Raw genomic sequence first — 25904 nt, forward strand, 5'->3', positions numbered from 1 at the left:
CTATTTTGTTAGGAATTATGTCCCAGCCTCGTATTTATATTTAAATGATCTTTTAACATATGGCTTTCATATTCTTTTCTAAACACGCCACGCGCTTGAAGAACTGGAATGACTAAATCGATAAATTTTTCAAATGCATTTGGATATGTTGGTGACATTAACATAAAACCATCGCACGCTTCTTTTTCAAACCATTCAATCATTTCATCCGCTACTTGTTCCGGTGTTCCCACTATCGTTTTATGTCCTACCCAAGTACCAAATCGATCTAATACATCGCGTAAGGTAAGGTGTTCGGTCATAACAGCACGCTGTACAGCTTCATACACAGATTTTACAACTTTTTTCTCTAACGCATCATAAGGTGGTAATGATGGTACGACTTCATCTAGTTTCCATTCACTTATATCTAGACCAATGGCTTTAGATAATTGTTTTTTGCGTTTTTCAAGTGGAATCATATCATCTAATTGTTGCTTAAGTTTATAAGCATCCTCTTCATTCTCATCAACATAAACGGTGAGACCTGGTAATACAAGAGGTGGTTGACGATTTGCTTCCATGGCACGTTGATGAATGTCTTGTCTGAATTGTTGGCCATCTTGTAAATTCCATGCAATTGAAAAAATAGCATCCACGTGTCGTACTGCTAAATCACGCCCTGGAATGGAAGTTCCTGCTTGAAATAAACGTGGTCGACCATATTTTGGTGTTGGAATGTTAATAGCTCCGGCAACTTGAAAATACTTTCCTTGATAATGAAGTGGATGAATATACTGATGATTTAAGCCAATCCCTGAGTCTTTGTGATTAACGATAGCCTCTACAGTAAATGACTCCCATAATTTTTTCATTACATTGATAAATTCATCTGCTCGTTCATATCGTTTTTCAAGATGTGGTAAAGCTTGCATCGAATAGTTTTGTGCTTCTAAATCAAATTGAGATGTTACAATATTTGCCCCAATACGCCCATGAGATATTTGATGTAAACTTGAAAGCATACGTGCTGCAAGATAAGGTTCATAAAAAGAAGAAGAAATGGTACCTATCAAGCCAATTGAATGTGTTTCACGTGAAATGGCAGCAAGTGCCGTTAGTGGTTCAAAATAATAAGAAATATGTCCCGTTTCTTCTCCAGAAATATATTGACCGTCTCCTAGAAAGAAAGCATCCAGTTTACCTTTTTCGGCTAATTTCGCTAACTTAATTTGAAAATTAATATCTCCAACTTCTTCAACATATGAATGTGGTAGTCTCCAAGAGGCAGGATGTAGACCTGTACTATAAGCTAAAACAGATAAATGCATGTGTTTCATTGTCATTAACCCCTTTGTTATAAGTCAAAATTGTCATTTTAATTTACATATATCATATATGGATTGTTGAAATTTTACAATATCTACTAACTATTTTATATCTTAAAATAATTATATACAATATTATCCAGTTGTTTAGCAATATGAATAAAATCTTGATTTAAATCCAATGTTTTGACACTAATCGTATTGCCACTCATCTGAAACGTATTATCAGGTACAAGTTGTTCATCCGTTTTCGCATACAGTAACATCCCCGCAACATTTATCTGCTTAGGTTTTAAATGAAGTGCTTCATTTTTTACATACGCAAATATTTGATATAAATTTCCAGAATGAATCGTTCTTGTATCAAAATATTGTTGTAACGTGGACGTATAATACTTCGTATCAATGATTAAGCATTGTTTGCCATAAGTGAGCATGACATCACTTCTCATTGTCGGTAACATGTGACGATGATCATCATCAATGGCCCATGGAATATGAGACGCGGTGACTTTTAACTGTGGAAATTCCTTTTTATAATAAGCCCTAACAAACCGTTCATATAAACGCGCCATCTGTTGTTCATCTTCGAACATCATTGTTTCTCTTGAACCGCTTCTTTCTGACTGAATTCGTCCTTGTGTAACAAGGTAACAAATAGCCATTAACATACGATATGTTTCGTGATGACGATCAAATCGTAACTGCCAATCAATATGTCGATAATCTAATATATCTACGTGTTTAAAATATATCAGCAGTCGTTTTAACGCTTTTTTACGTGTGCGCGAAATATCTAATTTTAGAACATTAAGCATTGTTGTTTTTAGAATTTGATTCATATACGTATTAATTGAAAATTCATCATACGTGCAATTTAACCGTTTATGCATCATCGTTCCTTGTTTTATGGATGCTGTGACATTAATCTTTCCTCGTATCACATTAAGCGAGTCGTTGTGTTCTAAATAGTCATGTTGAAGACCATATTTTAATTGACTCGATACGCCTTTAATGAGAAGTGCACTATACAAATCTGCCACATTATTAAATGATTCTGTTGCTATATGTTGATAGCCTTTCTTATTCAAAACTGTAAACGCATAAGACAACATATAATAAATATTATGAATGTTAATCATTGAATCGCATCCCTTAAACGTACCTTCCAAATATCCACTTTTGAAGAATCGTCAAACCAATATTCTTTTAATAATGGAATAATTTCGAATTCAATAATATTAGATAATTCAGATTCTGTGATATTAACTATATTGCTAAAATAACTATGACCAATGACGAACCCCTCACCTAACATATCATCTTCTCGAATGTCGACATTCAATGCTTCGATGGCGTCAATTAATGCTTCAAATTGTGGATTTTTTAAATTTTCTTGATATTGTTTAAACTGTATGGTTTCAAAGGCAGGTTTCATATCAAAGAATGCAAATCGACGTCGTAGTGCATAATCAAGAATGGCTAAACTTCGATCTGCTGTATTCATCATACCAATAATATAAACATTATCTGGAACACAGAATTTCTCATCTGCATAAAGTAATTCTATTTCCATTCCCCTCTTATCGTTTTCAATTAACATAAACAATTCACCAAATATCTTACTTAAATTGCCACGATTAATTTCATCGATAATAAAGAAATAGTCTTTCTCACTATCTTCTTCTGCTTGCTTACAGAAATTGTAAAATGCACCCGTACGCAATTCAAAGCCAGTTTCAGTAGGACGATATCCCATTACAAAATCTTCATATGCATAGCTTTGATGGAATTGTACAAGTTTCACACGTTCTTTATCTTTAACACCCATCATTGAATAAGCCAATCGTTTAGCTGCATATGTTTTACCTACACCTGGTGGTCCTTGTAAGATGACATTCTTTTTTCTTCTAATTAATTGTACAAGCGTGTCATAGTCTTCTTCATTCATAAATACGTCGTCTAAGAATTGTTCTGCTGTATAAACGGGATAAGTCGTTTGTGTAGCAACCAATCCATCAGAATGTTCCACTGAAAATAACTCATTAAATTTCCGAATCGTTTCACTATATGGCGTAATTTTAGTGAGCGTCTTATTTAATGTTTTGCTTGGAATCTTCCAGTTTCCTTTCTCCTTCCAAACAAGCTGAATGATATTTTTATGATTTTTATATTGATGATTTGATGAAACAACACCCCATCCTACAATATCAGTCTGTCCTTTTTTCACATAAACAATATCCCCACGCTTCATTTCTTTACTAAATTCCCATATGGCATTAACCGTATGAATATAATGATGCTGATTATGGTTCAATTGTTGTAATTTTTGATTAATCTCTTCTTTAGATGCATAGTTCGAGAAATCTTCTAACTCGTTATATCCAATAGACATTTCCCCATTCTCAATAAAAGAAGCAAAATCAACATCTTGTGGTTTTGGAGAATAAATCCAATAATTCACGACTTCTAAATCCTTATCTGCATCGATATCTTTTACTTTTGAACTTTGCTTGACTTCCTTTGATTTGCGCCATGCTTCATAACTTAAATCAATAAAATCATTCAAATAGTTATCCTCTTTTAAAAATAATTTTAATTTTTCAATAATCATTAAATACGTGGTCGCAGTTAATGATTGTTTTAAGTTAACCTCAAAATTGATATACTTTGTACTGATTTCGCTTTCTTCAAAAATATACCAAATCGCTCGAGAATCTAAATTGGCAAATGTGTCAGAATCAATCCAAAATAATCCACTGGTTAACTTACCCATACCGATTCCAGGCTGAGCCATCACTTGATTAAATTTTCTCTTAAAGTTATTTTCATTATCTTCACTTTTATCTGCTGAATACAATAAAGCAATTTCAAACAACGACCATAAATTTTCAATATCTTGTGCTTCACGATCATTCTTAAAATTATAAAATGTAGCACGTAAATTCATCACTGTCGGAATACCATCAAAATTTTGTGGTATATCTGCTTTCACATCAAATAGTTTGGCCATTTCTTCTATAATTTTAATTCTATTTTTTTTAGTCATAGAACTCTTATTAAATAATCCAAACACAGTAAATGGATCCATATCTATCATTTCATTATTAATTTCTAATTTAGGCATATTGATTTGAGTGTTAATATAAAGTTCTTGTATTTTCTCAATCAATTGATCACGACAATTTTGATATTCTAACAATTTATGCGCTAAGGCTTTATAAAAGATTGCCCATGTTTTATCTATTTTATAGTCCATCTTTATTTCTCCTCAAAATTATTATTATCTTCATTTTAATGCATTTTATAAATATATTTATACCTTTAAATATATAAAAAAATAAGCTATAAGATCGTATGATTTCAACTTCTTATAGCTTATAGTAAATGGCTTAATTATGCTTGAACTTCGTGTTTGTTGCCACGAACTTTATAGACAATAAGTCCGATAATAAATCCAATTAATGCTGGGACAATCCATCCCATACCAATATCAAAGAATGGTAAATAATTCTCAGCAAAACCGATTAATGATTGTGCGAAGTTCGTTTTCACAAAAGGTTCTGGACTCGCTTTAATACCATCAAAAAATGCAGCAATCACTGTAAATAATGTAGTAAATCGATACACAATTGACGAATTATTAAATAAATGACTTACTAAGGTTAGTAAAATCAGTGTAATGGCTAATGGATAAATAAACATTAATACGGGTAATGAGTACATAATAATTTTTGTTAATCCGACATTCGCAAATATAAACGCCAATACACTAACCATAGTGGCTAATACAATGTAGTTCGTTTTAGGAAATAGTTCTGTAAATGTTTCTGAAAAAGCTGTAATTAAACCAATTGCCGTTTTTAAACACGCCACAATAATAATAAGTGATAAAACAATAATTCCGAAATCACCTAAATAATGTTGGGCAATTTGTGCAAGGGCAATGCCCCCATTTTCACTTACTTTAAATTCTCCAAGACTCATTGTTCCCATTACTGCAAGAAGTGTATAGATGACACCCATGCCAATAATGCTAATGGCCCCCGATTTCACTGTTTCTTTAGCAATATCATTAGGATTTGTAATACCTAATTTTTTAATAGTCGTTACAATAATGATTCCAAATGCTAGTGATGCCAGTGCATCCAATGTATTATACCCATCGATAAAACCTTTTAATAATACACTCTTATTGTAGTCAGGACTTATTGGTGCATGACTTATACTGCCCATTGGGTGAATCAATGCAAGTACGACCACGATACCTAATAAAATCAAAAAGACTGGATTTAAGAACTTGCCAATATAGTCTAAGATTTTAGAGGGTTTACGTGCAAAAAACCAAGCTACGATAAAGAACAACATACTAAAGACAGGTAAAATCCATTTTCCACTGCTTGGAGAAACAAATGGTGAAAAAGCAATTTCATATGATGTTGTTGCAAGTCTTGGTAAAGCAAAGAAGGGTCCAATAACAAGATAAAGACCAATCGTAAATATGTATGCATAAATTTTACTTACGCGTGAAGAAATTGCAAATACACCATTCGTCTTAGAAATACCAATCGCAATAATTCCTAAAAATGGTAAACCGATTGCTGTAATTAAAAATCCTAAATTCGCAAGTAATACGTTTGCGCCTGCCATTTGCCCTAGATGAAGTGGAAAAATTAAGTTTCCTGCTCCAAAGAACAAACCAAAAAGCATCGACCCAATAAAGAGATTCTCTTTAAATGTAAGTTTCTGTTTCATTGTCTTTCCTCGTTTCCCTCTTAAAGTCATAATAGATATTATACATTTTTTTAAAATCAATTTCTTTAGAATTTTTAAAAAAGTTAGATAATAATATATAAAAAAACTTCTCTTTGCATGATTACATTCATTTTTTATGCAAAAAGAAGTTTTAAGTGTAACCTTATACTCATCGATATTTATCCTTAATTATATAATTTTTAGTTATACAGACTTAGCTAATATATGTATCTGCATGTTCAAGGCGATATGTTTCACCTTTTGCTTTAGCTTCTTCATAAGCTTCATATGTTGTATGTTTAACATCTTCAACTTTGTAATTTACCGTTTTCGCAAATTTCCTTACATCTTCTTCATTTTTGGCCAATACAAATACCGTTAAAATATTGTCATCTACAATGTCTTTATGGTGTTGGTAACGTAGTCTATAAATATTCATGACGCTGTCTCCTTCCAATCTATTAGTGATAAACCCTTACTTCATAAAAATAATAAATAATGCCCTACATATTATTTAAATTTAATATACCACTTTTTTTTGAAAAAGGAAGCCTATAAAAAAGAAGTAAGATAGAATTTACTTGATCTTCATATCTTACTTCTTTACTTTAATATACTTTAATTTTAAGATTCATTTTTTAAAGCTTTTTCAATAGCTTTAATATTTTTCTTCATAAATGATTGATACGTATTACTGTCATTATCTTGTTGTTTAGTATGAGAACCCATATTATAAAATGAAATTGTTTTTGCATGTGTTTCTTTTCTAACCGTGTCTGCAACTTTATTCGACACATTTTCTTCAGCTAGGATATAGTTTACCTTATCCTCTTTAATTTGTTTTACAATAGTTGTAAGATCTTTTTGACTTGGTTCTTCAGCATTCATATTTTCGATTCCTTCTTGCTTAAAACCATAGCGATCAGCTAAATAACCAATAGAATCATGTGAAATATATACTGTTTTACCTTCTTGACCTTTAACAGCACGTTTCATATCTTTATCTAAATCCTTCAAATCACTAACTAATTTTTTATAATTCTTTTCATAGTCATCTTTATGTTTAGCATCTTTTTTAACTAATTCATCCTTTATATCTTTCGCAAATTGTTGACTTAATACAGGATCTAACCAAACATGAGGATCATATTTACCATGATGATGCTCATGTTCTTCGTGCTCGCCATGTTCTTCGTGTTCACCGTGTTCATGTTCATCCTCTTCGCCTTTTAACAAATCGGCTTTATTTAAAGATGATTCTAATGATAATGTTTTATTTTTATCATTCATCGCATTTGCAATTTTTTTAGCGACTGGGTCTAGATTATCCCCTGTATATACAAATAAATCTGATTTACCAATATCGACCATTTGTTTTTGACTCGGCTCATATGTATGTGGATCCATTCCATTCGGATAGACTGATTCAACATGAACGTATTTACCACCAATTTGTTGAGCAAAAGATTTCAGTGGATATACTGTCGTTTTTACCTCAAGCTTTTCATTGTTCTCTGATTTTTTATCTTTATCACTACCACTATTGGATGTTCCACAAGCTACAAGTGACAACGTTAAAATACTGATGAAGACTAACATTAAACTTTTCTTAATCATTTTCTTCTCTCCTAAATCGTAATTATTACGTTTTAATAATCGCATTTCATATCGAAATTGTCAATGGACGATTTAAAAAAATGAAAATGATTAAATAATTATATATAATTGTTGTTTTACTACAGTCAGAAAAAGGACCGAAAGTTATAAAAGGATTTTTATTATGAAAAAATTTCTTCTAGATAAATAAGGCATTATTGAAACATTTAATAGCAAAAGTAAAGTAATGCCTGAAACAATGAGTGGAGAATGTATTGCTATAAATAAAATTAAAAATGATCAACATATCCATATTACTGAACCTAAAGAACCAACTGTTAAGTTAACAATATTAAGAAAAATGATTTCGGACAACTTTAATATATAAGTAACAGAGTGAAACAGAATTCCCATTAAATTCATTGTTTCGTTCCTTTTCATCTCAATATTTCTATGTTTATTAGCTTTAATTAATAGTTTTTTGAAAATTTTGTGTATTTTAAAATATAACTCCTAAAATAAAGCGCTTTCTTGTTAAAATAATAGTGTAACTATTTTAAGGGGGACGATGATAATGACAAAGGGGAATCAAATCACTAATCAATCTAAAAAAGAAACATCTAATAAAGAATATAAACCATTATGGATTGTGATTAGTTTTATCGTATTAGTAATGATTTTATTATTACCTACTTCAAGTAGCTTACCGGTCATGGCTAAAGCAGCACTTGCCATTCTTGCTTTTGCTGTAATCATGTGGGTTACTGAAGCAGTATCTTATCCAGTTTCAGCTACTTTAATTTTAGGACTTATTATATTATTACTTGGCTTTAGTCCTGTTCAACATCTCTCAGAACAACTTGGTCATCCTAAAAGTGGAAACGCCATTCTGAAGGGAAGCGAATTATTAGGCACAAACAATGCTCTGAGTCTCGCATTTAGTGGTTTTTCTACTTCTGCAGTAGCACTTGTGACCGCCGCTTTATTCTTAGCAGTTGCCATGCAAGAAACCAATCTTCATAAACGGCTAGCACTTTATGTCCTTTCTATTGTAGGAAATAAAACAAAACATATTGTTATCGGTGCAATTTTAGTATCAATTGTATTAGCCTTTTTTGTACCTTCTGCTACGGCTCGTGCTGGTGCTGTTGTACCCATTTTACTCGGGATGATTGCAGCCTTTAAAGTGAGTAAAGATAGTAAACTAGCATCACTCTTAATTATTACATCCGTACAAGCTGTATCGATTTGGAATATCGGTATTAAAACTGCCGCTGCGCAAAATATCGTCGCTATCAATTTCATTAATCAAAACTTAGGCTATAACGTGTCTTGGGGTGAATGGTTTTTATACGCTGCACCGTGGTCTATACTGATGTCTATTGCCTTATATTTCATTATGATGAAAGTGATACCACCTGAACGAGATGCCATTGAAGGTGGTAAAGAATTGATTAAACATGACTTAAACGAACTAGGTCCAATTAGTGCTAGAGAATGGCGACTCATTGTCATTTCTATCTTATTACTGATCTTTTGGTCTACTGAAAAAGTACTTCACCCTATCGATTCAGCAAGTGTTACTTTAATTGCATTAGGTATGATGCTCATGCCTAAAATCGGTGTGATTACTTGGAAAGGCGTTGAAAAGAAAATTCCATGGGGGACAATTATCGTCTTTGGTGTAGGCATCTCACTTGGTAACGTCTTACTTAAAACAGGCGCTGCCCAATGGCTCAGTGATAAAACATTTGGGTTAATGGGACTAAAAGAGTTACCAATTATCGCAACGATTGCACTCATTACATTATTCAATATTTTAATTCATTTAGGTTTTGCGAGTGCAACAAGCTTATCCTCTGCACTGATACCCGTATTTATTTCATTAACTTCAACATTAGGTTTAGGCGATCATTCTATCGGTTTCGTTTTAATACAACAATTTGTGATTAGCTTTGGATTCTTATTACCAGTGAGTGCACCACAAAATATGTTGGCCTATGGTACGGATACATTTACTGTTAAAGATTTCTTAAAATCAGGTATTCCTCTCACTATTATAGGTTATATTCTTGTGATTTTATTTAGCTTAACGTATTGGAAATGGTTAGGTTTAGTGTAAAATGAGTCAGATTCATTTTATAGATAGAGAGGTTTATCATGACCAAAAAAACCATTTATTTGTACAGGGAATTCTTGTCGTAGCCAAATGGTTGAGGGTTTTGGAAAAGCAATTTTAGGTGATGAATGGAATGTATATTCCGGAGGCCTTGAAACACATGATGTTAATCCTAAAGACATTAAAGCAATGAAAGAAGTGGTATCGACATTTCAACTCATACCTCGGATTTAATTAATGATACTATTTTAAAACAATCAAACTTAATAGTAACATATTATGCAGTCATGCTGATGCGCATTGTCCTACTATGCCATCAGGTGTTAAAAAAGAACATTGGGGCTTCGATGTTCCCAGCCGGAAAAGATGGGTCAGAATTCCAACGTGTTCGAGATGACATTAAAAATGCGATTGAACAATTTAAATATAGAACATAATAAAACAGCAGTTTCTACGTATTTGACGTAGAAACTGCTGTTTATTGATATAGCCATTGCTTACCAAAAGTCACTTGTTACAATACTTTTTCTCTCGATGTCTAAATTTGGAATGTCCCTCTCATTCGCAACTGCATCTTTATAATTTAAATTAAGCACCTCAATGGCTTTATCAAACGTCACATTATCTTTACACATGTACTCCCATACAGTTTTATTGATGTACTCATTACCATCATAATAAAAGTCTTTCACCCACATTACTTATCATCCCTTTCTATTTATTACAGTTTGATATTACACCCAAAGTGTAATGTAGGCAAATCTTAAATAATTAGAAATTATTAATTATTTATCCGTTTATATGATGATAATTAAATGAATTTTTGGTCATTAAAAGTTGTTATAAAAAACTTATGAAAAAATTTTAAAAACCTATGATGATAAACATTTGTTTATTTTTCTTCATCTTCTAATTTCACAAGTGTTGGTTTAGGCGTATGAATTCCTACATCGTTAAAGTAACTTATGATTTCTTTTCTTAATAAACGTTGGCCTGGGAAATGCATGCCCGGTTTAACATGAGCTAATAATTTAATTACCATTTCATTACCATCAATACTATCTAAACCGAGTAGATCAGGTGCCGCAACGAACATATCGTATTTATCTTTTAATGTTGGTAAGAATGCTTTTAATTCTTTTTCAATAACGTCATAATCTTCATTTGGAGAAATTGGAATTGCAATAAGGGGTGATACATCTGTCTTAGAATAATTTACAATTTCACTAATTGTTCCATTAGGTAAGGTATACACTTCTCCAGTATCAGATTGAATACGAGTAGATCGTAATCCTATGGTTTGTACTGTTCCTTCTGCAATTGTTACACCTGATGAATTAATTTGAACATAATCGCTGACATCGAATTGTCCTTCAAAAATAACAAAAAAGCCGGTGATGATATCTTTTACAACAGTCTGTGCACCAAAACCAACTGCTAAACCAACAACACCAGCCCCAGCTAAAATAGCTGAAACGCTAATTCCAAAACGAGAGAGAACTGATGTAAGAACAATAAACCAAACAACATAACTAATTAAATTTTGAACAAGCGTTGAAAGTGTCTCACTTCTTTTAATTTTATAGCGTGTCTTCTTCTTCTCATTGACTTTAAAAAATTTCGTTACTACTTTTCTAGAAATTGCAATCACAATCATACCTAATAAGATATAGGCAATAATAATTAAAATATTAGCTAGTAAACTTTGATAAAATTCTATCTTTGTTAATGGTTCAACAAATTTAATAAACAGTTGTTTCATTTGATTCACGTTGATATGATCCTCCTTTTATACTTATATTTTTTAAATGATTGCGCACCATTATTTAGAACACGACACTTAAATAAAAATGATACCACATTTTATATATTATCTAAAATCATTACTTGATTTATACCCGAATAAAAAACTTCATCCTCACTACTTCGTGAGAATGAAGTCATAGATTAAATCATTATTATTTATGTTCTGAACTTTCAAAATATCGTCTTCTAAATTCTGGGGTTGCTACTTTTGATTCAAAGTCTTCTGGAATTTCTTCAGTACGTACGACTAATACATCACATGGCGCATGACGTACAATTGCTTCTGATACTGAACCAATCATAAAACGTTCGACTGCATTTAAGCCTGAAGCACCACACATAATTAAATCAACATTCAATTCATTTGCTAAATTTTTAGGAATGAGTAATTTTGGTGGGCCAAGTTCAAGTCGTGTTTCTACATTTGTCACGCCTTCTTTAACAGCGAGTTCTTTATAGCCTTCAAGTAATTTCTCAGAATACTCTTTAGACGGATCGAATTGAGATGCGTACACTTCATAAGCGGTATATGTTCTTGTATCAATCACATGCACAATCGTTAGCTTTGCATCATTACGTTTTGCTACCTCAACGGCTTTATTAAAAGCCCATTCTGCTTCGTTTGATCCATCAACTGCAATTAAAATGTTTTTGTATGATAACATTTTAATCTCCCCCTTATCTGTTCTCATCTTTATTTTAGCACTATTTCAAAAAAATTAGTATTAATATGTAAAGCGCTTTCAAAATTTATATCATACGTTCTTCGCTATCAATTTGATACTGTAAGTAGGATAAAATAGCGCTATAACATCCTAATGATATCGTTAAAACAAATGGTAAAAGTTTGATTGATAACTCTCGGGTATGTTTAGAACTCGTTAATGTTAAATGATCAGTTAAAGCTTGCATATCTATATGACTAAAGCTTGCATAACTAATAATTACAAAAAAAGTTAACATCGCCATTAATTTCATTTTATTTACAAAGTCACTACTAAACTGAATCATTGAAAAAGCTAAAATAAGAATAATAATATTGAATATAACACTAAAAATAATCCACAACATAATAAATGTCGGATGATTTAATTTCCCCATGTTTAAAATATTTCCTTCGACCATTAAAGGTATTAAGAAACTAAATAAAATTGAAATGCTAAATGTAATGATCATTGTTAGTAATGCCCCTAACAGATTTAAAAATTCCCGCATAATATCCACCTTTTAAAAGTTAATATATTAATATTGTACAATTTAATACATTTATATGCTATATTCATCAAAATATTTAATTAACTATTTTCAACATCAACCTTATACTAACTTACAGTGTTGTAATTTTAGAATATCTTACTTACTATTTATTTTATTATATGTTTTTATAGAATTGAGGTGATCATGATATGCCAAATGAAAACTATAGAGAAAATGATATTTTAGGAGGCATTAGCTATTTAAGTGTCTTCTTTGCACCAGTATTATTTCCACTTATTGTATGGATCGTCGCACAACCACCAGCTTCGACCCATGCTAGAAATGCGTTATTCAATCACATCATGAGTTGGGTTATGGTGGTATTAGGGTTAGTAACCCTATCTATTTCCCCGGCTTTTGTAAATAGTGAACGCGGTATCGGTTGGATCATTGCAATCCTCATCGCAGTTCTTTTCTTTATATGGGCACTTGTGCTATTTTTAAAAAATATCATTAGAGGTATTAAATTAATGATGCCATAAAAAAAAAGAGGAAGTGACGATAATCTCGTCGTTTCCTCTTTAATTTTATTAATCTCTTGTTGTATGAAACTAAAAAATGACCAATCAAATATTTTAAACTTTATCGTTTTCAGTATAAAAAGCAATACTATAATGTTGTTTGTGAGAATTATATATATACTTTTATTCCATTATGATTGTCTACTGTAATTATAATAAGGTTTGGTCGTTTTAGTATTAGATTGCGCTTGCAATACTATATTACGAAAAGTTGTATGATGTTTATATGAAAGTTGTAATCAATATTTTTATCATCATAACTTGTTTAATATCCATTATTTCTTAAGGTTTTCTTATTTTCCAATGATAAGGATCTTCAAGTTGATACCAATCAGAATTCATTTCGCTACTATTTAGCAGGCATTCATCGAGTTTTTTTTCGATTTTTTCTTGATCTAAGTCGGTACCAATAATGACAAATTGTGTATTTCTATCCCCATATTCAATATCCCAGCTTTCCGCTACGTCACGACGTTGAGCAAGTATCTCTTCACGTTTTTCTTTAGGCATTGATGCAACCCAATATGTAACTGGGCTGATATTACATGACGATCCTGCTTGTGACAGTAAACACGCAACCTCGTTATATTGCGCAAGCCATACAATACCTTTTGAACGAACAATGTTTTGAGGCATTTGTTCTAACCAATCATTGAAACGTTTCGCGTGAAACGGTAATCGTCTTGAATAGACAAACGAACTCATACCATATTCTTCAGTTTCCGGTGTATGTGCCTCATGGCCGCCTTCTGTTAGCTCCTTAATCCATCCTGCAGAATTGCTAGCTTTTTCAAAATCAAATCGTCCTGTATCTAAGACATCATTAATATCTACTTGAGACTGCGTTGTTTTAATTATTTTTGCATCTGGTTGTAATGTTCTAAGTATATGTTCTAATTTATCTAGCGCTTCATTTGTAACTAAATCTGTTTTATTCAATACAAGTACATCACAGAATTCAACTTGGTCTATTAATAAATCCGCAATTGAACGTTCATCTGTCACATCCGCACCTTGATTACGATCCACAAGTAAATCTTCAGAATGAATATCATTAACAAATCGATTCGCATCAACGACCGTAACCATCGTATCTAAACGACAAATCGAAGTGAGATCTATTCCCATCGCTTCATCGATATACGAGAACGTTTGCGCTACAGGTACTGGCTCAGAAATGCCCGTAGATTCAATAACGATATAATCAATATTGCCTTTATGTACCAGTCGTTCAACTTCTTTTAATAAATCGTCACGTAACGTGCAACAAATACATCCATTAGATAGTTCAACTAATTTTTCATCTGTTCTAGACAGTCCACCCCCATCAGCAACTAAATCTTTATCAATATTGACCTCACTCATATCATTTACAATGACTGCAATACGACGACCTTCTCGATGATTTAAAATATGGTTTAGTAACGTTGTCTTCCCTGAGCCTAAATAACCACTTAATACAGTTACAGGTATCTTACTCATTTGTATCTCTCCTTTTTAAATCGTAACTATTACGATTTAAATTGTACAGGGATATTTAAGATTGTCAATATGAATTAAATGAATGATGTATGATATAACTTTTCTATGGCGAGTGATTTACCGCGTATGTCCTCACCTATACTTCAAGGTTTGATATATTCCTTAAAGGTATTACACTTTTAATGACATCATTATATTGTTTATGAAACATTGCTGATAGTTTTTTATAAAAAAAGAGCGAAAAATTATTTTTCGCTCTTACACATTATAAATAAATTTTTTATTTTTTAGTATTTCATTCAAATTTTGCGTTAATAAATTTAACTGAGATTGCACCCAGAAGCATCATGATTCCTGCAAATAATAACATCGCAGGCATTGAACTTCCTAATAGTGGGAAAAGTGCAAAGCTTACTACAGAAGCGACAATTTGTGGTAGACAAATACTTGTGTTAAATAAGCCTAGATAAGCACCTGAATTTTCTCCATCAATTGCTTCGGTTAATAGTGTAAATGGTTGAGTATTCATCGTTAAGTTATTAATACCAATGAATATAAATGAAATAATGAGTAACCATTGGTTATGAATAAAGAACATTGAAATAAGACCTAATCCACCAAAAATTAATCCAAAACTATACCAGAATTTTCTTTGAGAAGGTTTAGATTTTGCAATGACAAAACCAAAAATAACTGAACTTAAAAATTGTATACAGTATAACACACCATACCAGTTTCCTGCTGCTTGATATCCTGCTGAAGAAGGGTCTGTCGCATTCCATACATTTTTTGCTATTGCACCTGTTGAATACGTCCAGAGATACATTAATGCAAACCAGTTAAAAAATTGAACTACACTAATTTGCCAAAATTGTTTAGGCGCAGTTTTTAACAGTTGCCATAAATTTAATTTCTCATTCCTATTGTCCTCTGAAATGCCGTGATAATAGTTATATGTTTTAGGTTCATATTCTTTAACGGAAAGAACAGTCCAAATAGAAGCAATGAGTAATACCGCTGCTGCAATATAATAAGCTATTTTTACTGTCATCGGTACTTCCCCTTTAGGCGCTACATTACTCATTCCCATAATTGTTAGTAAAAATGGTAATAGTGTAGCAATAATACCACCTAAATTTGAGAAGATTTGTTGCCATGACCAGGCCATATCTCTTTGTTTTTCGTTTACCATATCTCCAATAATCATTTTATAGGGCTGCATACACGCATTTGACGTCAAATCCATAAGTAACGTCATGATTGCACCAAATGACAACGCCATAAGTGATGCATATCCAAATCCAAACGAACCTGCATTAGGTAGTAGGACTAATACGATCGCTCCAATGGGACCAGCAATTAAAAGATACGGCATCCGACGTCCAAATCTAGTCCAAGTTCTATCAGAATAGTATCCAATAAGTGGTTGTACAATCATTCCTGCTAATGGCGGCAAAATAAAAAACCAACCTAAATTATTAGGATCGGCGCCGAGCGTTTGAAATATTCTTCCCATCATTGCTGATTGAAGTGCAAATGCCATGTTTACTCCGAAGAAACCAAATGTAATAGAAAAAATAACTGCTTTTTTTAAATAGGGTAGCGTAATACCTTGTTCTTCAGTATTTTTAGTATGTATTTGATCTGTATCTTTCATTTCTATCTCTCCTATTTATTACTTGATATAGTCATTTAATTCAATAATTAAATAGCTATATCAAATAACAATTTGTTGGAATCGTTTTCAACTGTAATTATAACATTTTTGAGTTTCTTTGAGAACGCTCGCATTTCCTATAAATAAATCAGAGTTCATTTTATTTTCTAATCTCATATATATCATAATTACCTAATTTAGGTATTTTTATAGATAATTAAAGATTATTGTGATGATAATAGATATATTAATACTTAAAAACAAAATATATAACATAATCTATAATTAGATTATTACAATAAATAACGATAGAAAAAATTGATTATATTAAATATAATTAGATTATTATTTGTATTTTAACTACTTTTTAAAATACATTAGATTATCAAAAAGATTACTAATTAAAGGAGTATAAAAATGAAGGTTATAAAGAGTAAAGAAATCAATCATAGGCCTAAAGTAAGTGTATTAATTAGTACGTATAACAAAGAAAAATTTATTAATAAAACATTAGATAGTGTCTTAAAACAATCGATGGATATGAGAGATTTTGAATTAATCGTGGTGGATGACTGTTCTACTGACCAAACCGTTGATATTGTTTCTAAAAAAATAGACAGTTTTTCTAATTACAAATTTATTCAATTAGATCAAAATTCGGGTACACCTGCGAAACCACGAAATTTATCTATTGATTTAAGTAAGGGAAAGTACATCATGTTTATAGACGGTGATGATTGGTTACCTGAAGATGCTCTAGAAAAGTTATATACACTTTTAAAAACAAACAAGACAGACTATGCTACAGGCTTAACAAAATATGTGCATAGTGATCGCATAGCTAGAAGTGGCGTTGCTCTATCTAAAATTGCATATAATAAAGTAGATTTAAAACACTTTAGAAAATCATTTTATCATTTAGCACCTGCTGGTCGTATGATTAAAGCTAGCGTCATTAAAAAGAATCATATTCAATTTCCAGAAATGATTTTTGGAGAAGATTTACAATTTTTCGCAGAAGTCTTTTTCAATACTAAACGTATTAGTACAACACAAGATGTGGTTTATTGTGCTAACCGTTACGACGATAATATTTCTTTAGTAAAATCAGAAAAATCAACACATATTAATCGTATGAAATGGCAAGGTGAAGCCTATCGTCACTTAATGAGTAAGTATAAAAATAATAAATTAATGCCTAATTTACTATATCGTATTATTAATAAAGATGTTTTAGAAGCTAAATTCTATAAAAAAGGCTTTATTAAAAACATAAATGAGTTACTTCCTATTTTTCAAAATATCATTCATATGGTAGATGAACATTTCGATGCTTTAGACTATGCAGATGATGATTTAAACCGACAAGCCATCAAACTAATACGTGAGGGGAATAAAGAAGACATTATCAGTTTTGTTAAATTCTATCTTAAAAAAGATGATAAGCCGCTTCATGAGAAAAACGATATATATTACTATTCGTTTAAAGGAACACATTACAAAAAAAGAATGCATCCTACATTACTAAACATCTCTCAAGAGAATGATAAGGTGTTCTTAAAAATACTTTCTAAAAACTCTGAGTTAAAGTATCTAGAAATAAAGCATCGAAAAGATCCAACTCAATTCATCGTATTAGATATTAAGAAACATCGTTTTAAATCTGGAAAATATACTGTTCAATTTACAACAAAGAATTTACCTGATGGAAAATTAGCCCTTACAGTTTTAGATAAAGATTTAAATGGCTCAGTTATCAAATCAGGCATGCGTTTTGATTTTTATGAAACTGTTGGTGGCAATTTAGGATATATTAAAAAGTAATTAAAATCTTAGATGTTTCGCCACCTTAGCATTCATTTTACATATATTTATTCGATATATGTAAAATAACGATCTTAATAAATTATAAATCTTAGTCTTGTTATCTATGTATTTTTATAATTCCAAAAGAAATTATGCTAAATTTCAAAATAATACTGTACTTATTCATTCAAAAGGTGTATAGTTGATTTCACGTAATAAAAGCTCGTATTTTGGATTGTAGTATATTTTTATAGAATATTCTCTTTTAATTTATGAATTTGTTACAAATATGATGTGCAAAAGCACTTGGAGGTATTCTATATGAATAACGGTACAGTTAAATGGTTTAACGCAGAAAAAGGTTTTGGATTTATCGAAAGAGAAGACGGCGACGATGTATTTGTTCACTTTTCAGGTATCGCTACTGATGGATATAAAACTTTAGAAGAAGGTCAAAAAGTAGAGTTTGACATCACTGAAGGTCAACGTGGCGAACAAGCAACAAATGTTGTCCCTGTTTAAACATAAATTTTTAGCACAAGCATGTATGTATACTTGCTTGTGCTTTTTTTACATAATTTATAAAAGAATAATACTTAAAATTAATCTCCTACTGTCACTTAATATATCCTACTATATATTCTGTCATACATATCACTCAGTGTTAATCCCTAGTATAACTTGGTTTATCTTCATTTAAGATTAAATTACCTCCATTTAAATAACTTGCGTAACTTAACCAAATGACATAAGGTAACATTAATAAACCAGCATACTTATTAGATGCATAAAAACGATGTGCAGTAATATTTCCAGCTGCAAGTAATACATAACTTTCAATTAAAGATGTCTTTCTCAGTTTTAAATTGAAATAAAGTATCGTCCACGCATAATTCAATCCTAATTGTGCATAATGAGCACGTGTTATAGACTGTTTCTCTCTTTTATGAGCTGCATGCGCATATGATAATTGATAAGCTACTCCCATTGAGGTATAAAGTAGTGGCCATACAATTGGAAATACTTTAGCTGGAGGTGAAAAAGGTGGTTTTTCATAATGTTTATAATCATTTTGAGCTTTAGCTGTTAATCTCCCAATAACCATTCCACCTGCTAAAGGTAATACAATTCTTGTAACTTTTTTAATATTAATCATAATTCTCTCCTTTAAAGTCTTCCTATATTTAATACCCTACTTTTATATAATTAATGAGTTATGAATCTATTATTAAAAAACAAAATAATGTAGTCTCACACTAAAATATCCTCCTAAATACCATCATGTAGATACATAGGAGGACATTCTTTAAACAGTTCATTTAATGTTTTTATGGCTACCATTATATTTTGGCTAATTACTTTTAATTTAGATTGGCCTTTTTAATTATTTCTCCTAAAGGGCATCTAGAGTCACTATTATTCTTCTTCACCAACAACTGTGAAACGTTCATTGATATGCGCTTTATTTTCAGCTTCATCTACTATAGCAATAGCAAAATCTGCATAACTGATATAACTATTACCTTTACTATTAAATAATAATTGATCTTTTCCTAACGTATAGGTGCCTGTACGTTTACCTTCAAAGTCAAATTCCGCTGATGGACTAATAAAAGTCCAAGTCATTCCTTCAGCATGTTGTAAGTCTTGTAAGTTACGACTTGATCCTTTAGCTGTTGGTTTCACTATTTCCGGGAAATCTGGTGTATCCATAACACGTATAGTATGCGCATCATCTGCAAATAGACTACCAGCACCCCCTACAATAATGGCTCTTGTATCTACATCTTTTAATATGTTAATCAATATGCGTCCCACTTCAACATGCACTTCTTCTTCACCTAATGGCGCGCCAAATGCATTGACTACCACGTCTAAATCTTTAATATCGTCTGAAGTTAAATCAAATACATCTTTTTCAATCACTTTAACATCTTTAGCAGCATCTAATTTAGCAGCATTTCTTACAATCGCCGTTACTTCATGTCCACGTTGTTGTGCTTCATCTAATACTTTAGTTCCTAATTTACCTGTTGCTCCAATAATACCAATGTTCATCGTTTGTTCCTCCACTTCTATATTTGTCAGAGTTGTCTCTTGGATGTCCCTCAACATGTTATCAACATAATTACATTTTTATTAAAAGTCTAATTGATTTGTTTTTTATTTTCCTTTCTAATGTGAAGTCATTGAAACATGCCTCACAACAATTAGTTTAAAATCACCTTGTGCTATACATATTGAGTTCGATATGTTGACTTAATTAATCTAGATCTCTATTGTCAATATGAAGAATAATACAAACGCGTATATTCTATCTTATATGTATAAGGGGAAATGACTGTGATGAATGTAAAAGCAAGAGCTGTAAATGGCCCAGATTCTGAATTTTTCGCTACTGAAATTAAACGTCGTGATTTAGATAAACATGACGTATTAATAGAGATTAAATATGCAGGTATCTGTCACTCTGATATCCATACTGCTCGAGAAGAATGGGGCCCTGTCGATTATCCACTCGTACCAGGTCATGAAATTGCAGGTATTGTTAAAGAAGTCGGTCCTGACGTCACTAAATATAAAGTTGGTGACCGTGTAGGCGTTGGATGTATGGTGGATTCTTGTGGTGAATGTGAAAACTGTAAAAATGACGAAGAACAATACTGTTTAAATGGAAATGTAGGTACTTATGCAAGTACTGACAAATATGGTGAGAAAACACAAGGTGGTTACTCAACACATATTGTTGTACAAGAAGATTTCGTATTACGTATTCCTGACAATATCAGTTTAGAGGTTGCTGCTCCTTTACTATGTGCGGGGATTACAACTTACTCACCTTTAAATCATTGGAAAACCTATGAAGGTAAAAAGAATGTGGCAATCATTGGTATGGGTGGTCTTGGACATATGGCCGTTCAAATTGCACATGCAATGGGCGCTAACGTGACTGTGTTATCACGTACGTTAAATAAAAAAGAAGATGGTTTAAAATTTGGTGCTTCAGCTTATTATGCAACAAGTGACGAATCAACATTTAAAGAACTTACTGGTTCATTTGACTTAATTATTAATACTGTAAGTGCAAAATTAGACATAGATGACTATCTTAAATTATTAGCCTTAGATGGTACACTCGTTAATGTTGGCGCTCCAGCTGAGCCTGTATCATTACAAGTATTTAATTTAATTGGTCATCGTCGTTCATTTGCTGGATCTGCTATCGGCGGTATTAAAGAAACGCAAGACATGTTAGATTTCTGTTCTAAACATCATATCGCCCCCCAAATTGAATTGATTACAGCAGATGATATTGATGATGCTTACGAAAGAGTGTTGGCATCTAAAGTTAAATATCGTTTTGTTATTGATATCAGTACAATGTAATCATAAAAATGCCCATGAGATGTGGGCATTTTTTTATTACTTAACTATTATATTAAGTCTATGCTAACCTTTCTCTCACTATTTAAGATAAACGGTTCATCAGTTATAGATTCCAACTATACTTTTCACAATATTTAATATTGATTGTTATCGTTTTTTACATTTAATATATCTAATGGTCTTAATACTGAATAATTATGTCCTGTTAAACAATTTATAATTAAATCACAATGTTTTATTATATGTATTAAGTGATATATATATACAAATGAAGAAAATATTCAATAAAGAACATTAAATAAAGGAGTTTGTCTAGATGAATGAATTAACACAATATTTAAAAGAAGTCGCCAAGCAATTAGAGATACAAAATGCATATAATGAATTAAATAGAGCAAGTCAAAACAATGAAAATCAAGCTACAGATAAATTTAATGACACTTTAAAAGCAATTGAAGATAAATATGCTTATGATTCATCACGTCGCGTTACACCAAATAGAGCATCATTAAAGACATTAAATAGAGTAAAAGCAATCGAAGATAAATACGCTAAAGCAATGAGAACTTTAGAAAGACTTAGAAAATCTAGATTATCAAGAAATAATAAGAATTCAACTCAAATAGAAAACTTAATAAAACAATCAGAAAATGGTTTTAATGATTATCACACACGTGATGATCAATATAATTTTGCAACAAGTGTAGCTCAAGAGTTAGAAAAATTAAAAAATGAATATATTATCTCACCTAAAGAGGCTAAAAATATATTTGGCAAATATGTATTCCATACTAATGAATTTCATTTAAGTGACCATGAACTATATAAAATCAAATTTGCGTATGGCCTTGATTAGGTATGTCATTTCTTATGGTCTAACTAGTCAGATCGTGTAAAAACAATGCACACGTTTATATAAACGTTATACTCATTTTTTATTATTAACATATTTGAACATAGACAAATACAACGAATAGTCACATAATGGCATTAGGGAAAGACTATGTATGAGTTGGGAGTTCAATTATATATTATGTATCTACGGGGATTATACGGATGGTATAATCTCTTTTTTTATCTTCTTCAATAGTATTGCTCATCATCATGTAAATTTCTAAAGCAAAACTTCTCTATTAAAGTGACTTACTCCAATACTTTAACTTTGTCTGATTAATATCAATCTTTCCTCCCTTTTCATGTGTCAATCATTACCACCTCATTTGTATCTGGTTAGTGTACTCAATATAACTCCAAATAATCTAAACCAAAATTGTCTAATGATTAATGATATTTTTTCCACATTGTCTCGTCTAACATCGTCTAGTTGTGATAAATACGTCTTCACGTTTAAGTCTTGTTGTTACAAGACCTTCCTCTACTTTTTCTTCATTTCCATAAATGAATGTAGCATCGATGCGTCTATATCCTTTCTACTAAAGTAGCCTCTAATTCGAACATATCTACATCATCTAAAAATAATATATGACTCTTCAGCGTTTATAATGTGTTACAAGGGGTAGATTGACAGGAGGAGGGCGATATTAATGAAAGCAGTTACTTATCAAGGTCATAAAAATATGGAAGTTCGTGAAGTGAACGATCCAACGATAGAAGAATCCACAGATGCAATTATTAAAATAACAGCTTCAGGTATATGTGGTTCTGATTTACATCTTTATCATCAAGGCGATTTATTTATGGATCCTGGTTTTGTTATTGGACATGAGCCAATGGGAATTGTAGAAGAAGTAGGAAAAGACGTTAAGACCTTAAAAAAAGGTGATAGAGTGGTTATACCTTTTAACATCGGTTGTGGTGACTGCTTCTATTGTAATAACCATATGGAATCTCAATGCGACAACTCTAATCCATCCCCTGCAAATTGGAAAATGGACAATGGTGGACTTTTCGGTTTTGGTGCCATGCACGGGAACCACTGGGGAGGACAAGCAGAGTATTTAAGAGTTCCATTTGCTGACTTCTCTTCTTTCAAAGTTCCAGATAGTGATTTGAAAGACGAACAAGTATTATTTTTATCTGATGTTGTCCCAACAGCTTATTGGAGTGTAGAACATGCGGGCGTAAAATCTGGTGATACTGTTATTGTTCTAGGTTGTGGTCCAATCGGTTTAATGGCACAAAAATTTGCTAAATTAAAAGGTGCTGAACGTGTGATTGCCATTGATAATGTGGAGCATAGATTAAACCATGCGAAAAAATTCAATGGTGCTGAAGTGTATAATTTTTCTAAAGAAGATAATATTGGAAAATTACTTCGTGAAAATACACGTGGCGGTGCAGATGTTGTGATAGATTGTGTGGGAATGGATGGACAAGTTGCTCAAGATGATTTAGAGATTAGTTCAAACTCAGCACAACGCGGTAATATTAGTCCAATTATTACAGCAGCAGAATCAGTAAGAAAATTTGGTACTATTCAATTAACTGGTATTTATGCTACACCCGCAGATAATTTTCCAGTAGATTTAATTTTTAATAGAGATGTTCAAGTAAAAAGTGGTCAAGCGCCAGTTATTCATCAAATGCCAAAATTATATGAAATGATTAAAAATGAAGTGTTTGATCCAACAGAAATTATAACGCATACCATGCCTTTAGAAGAAGCAAAACAAGCTTACGATATTTTCGATCAGAAAAAAGATAACAATATTAAAGTCATTTTAAAACCACAATAATGACTATATAAATAAAAAAGTATATACGTAACTTATTGAACAAATAGATAAAAAAGCCTGAGACATCATTAAATGTCTTGGGCATTTTTAATATGTTAGCAGTTGATGACTGAGTTGAAAATGCACTTATGCTAAGCTTTTTTCAATCCTAATTCTTCTTGATAGACTTGGTGAAATGAGACGATGATTTCAAAATACATTCTGTCCCACTCTTTTTTTCCATTATTTTGATGCTATGATTAAGAAATTTCTTCATTGTAAGAATAGAATTCGAAAAAACAAAACAAGCTAAGGATGACTAGCTTAAGTTACCTTCTAAGAAATTGAATAGATAATGTTGTAAGTCTCTCTGTTATCAATATCTATTATTGTTATTTTAATAACATTTTTTTCAGTAATAAAACGCCGATACTTTGCTAGTCTTAATCCTCTTTACATCCATTTGTGCTATACAGTAATTAAAACTAATACTTCTAATCACAGTGTTTGTGAGTAATTTTTAACGGGTAGATTTTTAGTACTACACTTTTTAAATATAGGAGGAAACGTAAATGAATGATAAAACAGTTTACGATGTAATTGATATAGGTGTAAATCATTTACTATCTGTATATGATAATTGGAATGTTGAACGCGTATTAGATAAAGAAAATGATGTTTTTCCAAATACGTTACATTGGCAATTCGGACATGTTTTAACGATTTTCGATTCTGCTTTATCAATAGGTGATCAAAATGCCGTAGATATCGCTAAATATACTAAACTATTTGGTTACGGATCTAGCCCTGCTAACTGGGAAGGACAAGATGTTCCATCAATCGAAACGATTAAAGAAAACTTAAAAACACTTCCTGAACGTGCGCGCAAACTAACGGATGAACAATTATCACAAGAACTTAACGAACCCGTTGCTGGTTGCCAAACACTCAATGAATTATTAGTACTAAATGCCTTCCATGTTCCATTACATGCCGGCAAAATTGAAGAAATGACTCGCGTGCTTAAACACGACGAATAGTTTAAGGGTCATCATTTATAGTTTACGAGAATATATTTGCGTATTATGATTGCGAATAGTATGTTGTGAAAAATTAAGACTAGTATCATTTAACTACCTTGTTTGGCGTAGAAAAATGCAATGTACTGATAAAATATTAATATAAAACGCTTAATAGACGATATTCTTCACGTCTATTAAGCGTTTTTTGATAAATGTTATTCTTCTAAGACTTCTTTTTAATTTTTATATCTATTTATTTCTCAATTTAGAACTAGATTTTTAGCGTGCTTTCAGTTCATTTCCTGTCATCCATTTATGATTTTTAATGATTTTACCATTATCTTTGGATTTGTAATCAACTACGTAAACAGTCGTCTTTTTCACGTTATCTATATTGGCTGTAGCACCTTTCATACCAGACATATGATTTGCTTCTAATTTAACAGTATCGCCCTTACTAAATCCATCTTTAGGTGCATCTTTAATCTCTTCGTTTACGACCCATTTATGATTG

24 protein-coding genes and 1 pseudogene are annotated in these 25904 nt (G+C 31.5%); 10 read left to right on the forward strand and 15 right to left on the reverse strand.

Features of this window, described 5'->3' with window-relative positions; genetic code table 11:
• Positions 1-8 precede the first annotated feature (8 nt).
• From HMPREF2561_RS05615 to HMPREF2561_RS05640, 6 genes are all read right to left on the reverse strand, one after another.
• The gene (locus HMPREF2561_RS05615; protein ID WP_070468475.1) at positions 9-1319 is read right to left on the reverse strand and encodes an NtaA/DmoA family FMN-dependent monooxygenase; all 1311 of its coding nucleotides are present in this window, start codon (positions 1317-1319) and stop codon (positions 9-11) included.
• A gap of 95 nt (positions 1320-1414) precedes the next feature.
• Positions 1415-2449, reverse strand: coding sequence for a 5-methylcytosine-specific restriction endonuclease system specificity protein McrC (gene mcrC / locus HMPREF2561_RS05620; protein WP_017174729.1), 1035 nt, complete (start codon positions 2447-2449; stop codon positions 1415-1417).
• Positions 2446-4566 (reverse strand): AAA family ATPase, encoded by a 2121-nt coding sequence (locus HMPREF2561_RS05625; RefSeq protein ID WP_070468478.1) that lies wholly within the window; start codon positions 4564-4566, stop codon positions 2446-2448. Before HMPREF2561_RS05625 ends, mcrC begins: the two co-directional genes overlap by 4 nt.
• A gap of 137 nt (positions 4567-4703) precedes the next feature.
• Entirely contained in the window at positions 4704-6062 is a 1359-nt protein-coding gene (gene brnQ / locus HMPREF2561_RS05630) for a branched-chain amino acid transport system II carrier protein (RefSeq protein WP_002454613.1), read from the reverse strand.
• A gap of 214 nt (positions 6063-6276) precedes the next feature.
• On the reverse strand, positions 6277-6501 hold the full coding sequence (locus tag HMPREF2561_RS05635) for a hypothetical protein (protein WP_002449204.1): 225 nt from the start codon (positions 6499-6501) through the stop codon (positions 6277-6279).
• Positions 6502-6686: 185 nt separating this feature from the next.
• Positions 6687-7679 carry a metal ABC transporter solute-binding protein, Zn/Mn family gene (locus HMPREF2561_RS05640; protein ID WP_002449309.1) on the reverse strand — a complete coding sequence of 331 codons (993 nt, stop codon included), beginning with the start codon at positions 7677-7679 and terminating at the stop codon, positions 6687-6689.
• Positions 7680-7905: 226 nt separating this feature from the next.
• Here HMPREF2561_RS05640 and HMPREF2561_RS10870 point away from each other — a divergent pair, with 226 nt between their 5' ends.
• From HMPREF2561_RS10870 to HMPREF2561_RS10580, 3 genes and pseudogenes are all read left to right on the forward strand, one after another.
• A complete protein-coding gene (locus tag HMPREF2561_RS10870) occupies positions 7906-8046 on the forward strand; it encodes a hypothetical protein (protein WP_153801330.1) in 141 nt (46 codons plus the stop codon).
• Positions 8047-8232: 186 nt separating this feature from the next.
• Positions 8233-9780, forward strand: coding sequence for an SLC13 family permease (locus tag HMPREF2561_RS05645; protein ID WP_070468481.1), 1548 nt, complete (start codon positions 8233-8235; stop codon positions 9778-9780).
• Positions 9781-9867: 87 nt separating this feature from the next.
• Positions 9868-10214: pseudogene (locus HMPREF2561_RS10580) on the forward strand (arsenate reductase).
• 60 nt (positions 10215-10274) lie between these two features.
• On the opposite strand, the gene HMPREF2561_RS05655 reads toward HMPREF2561_RS10580, so the two are convergent.
• From HMPREF2561_RS05655 to HMPREF2561_RS05670, 4 genes are all read right to left on the reverse strand, one after another.
• A complete protein-coding gene (locus HMPREF2561_RS05655; protein WP_017174724.1) occupies positions 10275-10475 on the reverse strand; it encodes a hypothetical protein in 201 nt (66 codons plus the stop codon).
• A 194-nt stretch (positions 10476-10669) separates the two neighbouring features.
• Positions 10670-11539 (reverse strand): mechanosensitive ion channel family protein, encoded by an 870-nt coding sequence (locus HMPREF2561_RS05660; RefSeq protein ID WP_123010880.1) that lies wholly within the window; start codon positions 11537-11539, stop codon positions 10670-10672.
• Between the two features lie 196 nt (positions 11540-11735).
• Complete coding sequence (locus HMPREF2561_RS05665) at positions 11736-12248, reverse strand: universal stress protein (RefSeq protein ID WP_070468486.1); 513 nt, start codon at positions 12246-12248, stop codon at positions 11736-11738.
• Positions 12249-12333: 85 nt separating this feature from the next.
• Positions 12334-12798, reverse strand: coding sequence for a hypothetical protein (locus HMPREF2561_RS05670; protein WP_017174721.1), 465 nt, complete (start codon positions 12796-12798; stop codon positions 12334-12336).
• 191 nt (positions 12799-12989) lie between these two features.
• On the opposite strand from HMPREF2561_RS05670, the gene HMPREF2561_RS05675 reads away from it, so the two are divergent.
• The gene (locus HMPREF2561_RS05675) at positions 12990-13322 is read left to right on the forward strand and encodes a magnetosome magnetite crystal formation protein family (protein WP_017174720.1); all 333 of its coding nucleotides are present in this window, start codon (positions 12990-12992) and stop codon (positions 13320-13322) included.
• Positions 13323-13643: 321 nt separating this feature from the next.
• On the opposite strand, the gene HMPREF2561_RS05680 is transcribed toward HMPREF2561_RS05675, so the two are convergent.
• Together HMPREF2561_RS05680 and HMPREF2561_RS05685 are read right to left on the reverse strand one after the other, a co-directional pair.
• On the reverse strand, positions 13644-14843 hold the full coding sequence (locus tag HMPREF2561_RS05680) for a GTP-binding protein (protein ID WP_049335249.1): 1200 nt from the start codon (positions 14841-14843) through the stop codon (positions 13644-13646).
• Positions 14844-15138: 295 nt separating this feature from the next.
• Positions 15139-16500 (reverse strand): SLC45 family MFS transporter, encoded by a 1362-nt coding sequence (locus tag HMPREF2561_RS05685; RefSeq protein ID WP_049335247.1) that lies wholly within the window; start codon positions 16498-16500, stop codon positions 15139-15141.
• Between the two features lie 417 nt (positions 16501-16917).
• Between HMPREF2561_RS05685 and HMPREF2561_RS05690 the strand changes: the two genes are divergently transcribed.
• Together HMPREF2561_RS05690 and HMPREF2561_RS05695 are read left to right on the forward strand one after the other, a co-directional pair.
• Complete coding sequence (locus tag HMPREF2561_RS05690; RefSeq protein WP_070468488.1) at positions 16918-18324, forward strand: glycosyltransferase family 2 protein; 1407 nt, start codon at positions 16918-16920, stop codon at positions 18322-18324.
• Positions 18325-18627: 303 nt separating this feature from the next.
• Positions 18628-18828 carry a cold-shock protein gene (locus tag HMPREF2561_RS05695; protein ID WP_017174716.1) on the forward strand — a complete coding sequence of 67 codons (201 nt, stop codon included), beginning with the start codon at positions 18628-18630 and terminating at the stop codon, positions 18826-18828.
• Positions 18829-18970: 142 nt separating this feature from the next.
• Here the strand turns inward: HMPREF2561_RS05695 and HMPREF2561_RS05700 are convergent, their stop codons facing one another.
• Together HMPREF2561_RS05700 and HMPREF2561_RS05705 are read right to left on the reverse strand one after the other, a co-directional pair.
• Positions 18971-19462 carry a TspO/MBR family protein gene (locus HMPREF2561_RS05700; RefSeq protein WP_070468490.1) on the reverse strand — a complete coding sequence of 164 codons (492 nt, stop codon included), beginning with the start codon at positions 19460-19462 and terminating at the stop codon, positions 18971-18973.
• 260 nt (positions 19463-19722) lie between these two features.
• Positions 19723-20364: an NAD(P)-dependent oxidoreductase gene (locus HMPREF2561_RS05705; protein WP_070468492.1), complete on the reverse strand. Its 642-nt coding sequence runs from the start codon at positions 20362-20364 to the stop codon at positions 19723-19725.
• A gap of 285 nt (positions 20365-20649) precedes the next feature.
• Here HMPREF2561_RS05705 and HMPREF2561_RS05710 point away from each other — a divergent pair, with 285 nt between their 5' ends.
• From HMPREF2561_RS05710 to HMPREF2561_RS05725, 4 genes are all read left to right on the forward strand, one after another.
• Complete coding sequence (locus tag HMPREF2561_RS05710; protein ID WP_070468494.1) at positions 20650-21693, forward strand: NAD(P)-dependent alcohol dehydrogenase; 1044 nt, start codon at positions 20650-20652, stop codon at positions 21691-21693.
• A 316-nt stretch (positions 21694-22009) separates the two neighbouring features.
• Positions 22010-22549 (forward strand): hypothetical protein, encoded by a 540-nt coding sequence (locus HMPREF2561_RS05715; protein WP_019835052.1) that lies wholly within the window; start codon positions 22010-22012, stop codon positions 22547-22549.
• 688 nt (positions 22550-23237) lie between these two features.
• Positions 23238-24389, forward strand: coding sequence for a zinc-dependent alcohol dehydrogenase (locus HMPREF2561_RS05720; RefSeq protein WP_070468496.1), 1152 nt, complete (start codon positions 23238-23240; stop codon positions 24387-24389).
• A 551-nt stretch (positions 24390-24940) separates the two neighbouring features.
• Positions 24941-25408, forward strand: coding sequence for a DinB family protein (locus HMPREF2561_RS05725; RefSeq protein WP_049437722.1), 468 nt, complete (start codon positions 24941-24943; stop codon positions 25406-25408).
• 261 nt (positions 25409-25669) lie between these two features.
• Here HMPREF2561_RS05725 and HMPREF2561_RS05730 read toward each other — a convergent pair.
• Positions 25670-25904: YdhK family protein (locus HMPREF2561_RS05730; RefSeq protein ID WP_141743259.1), on the reverse strand; the 235-nt coding region annotated here is incomplete at its 5' end.

Origin of the sequence: Staphylococcus sp. HMSC069E10 (genome assembly GCF_001809205.1) — a bacterium.
GTDB classification, from domain to species: Bacteria; Bacillota; Bacilli; order Staphylococcales; family Staphylococcaceae; genus Staphylococcus; species Staphylococcus hominis.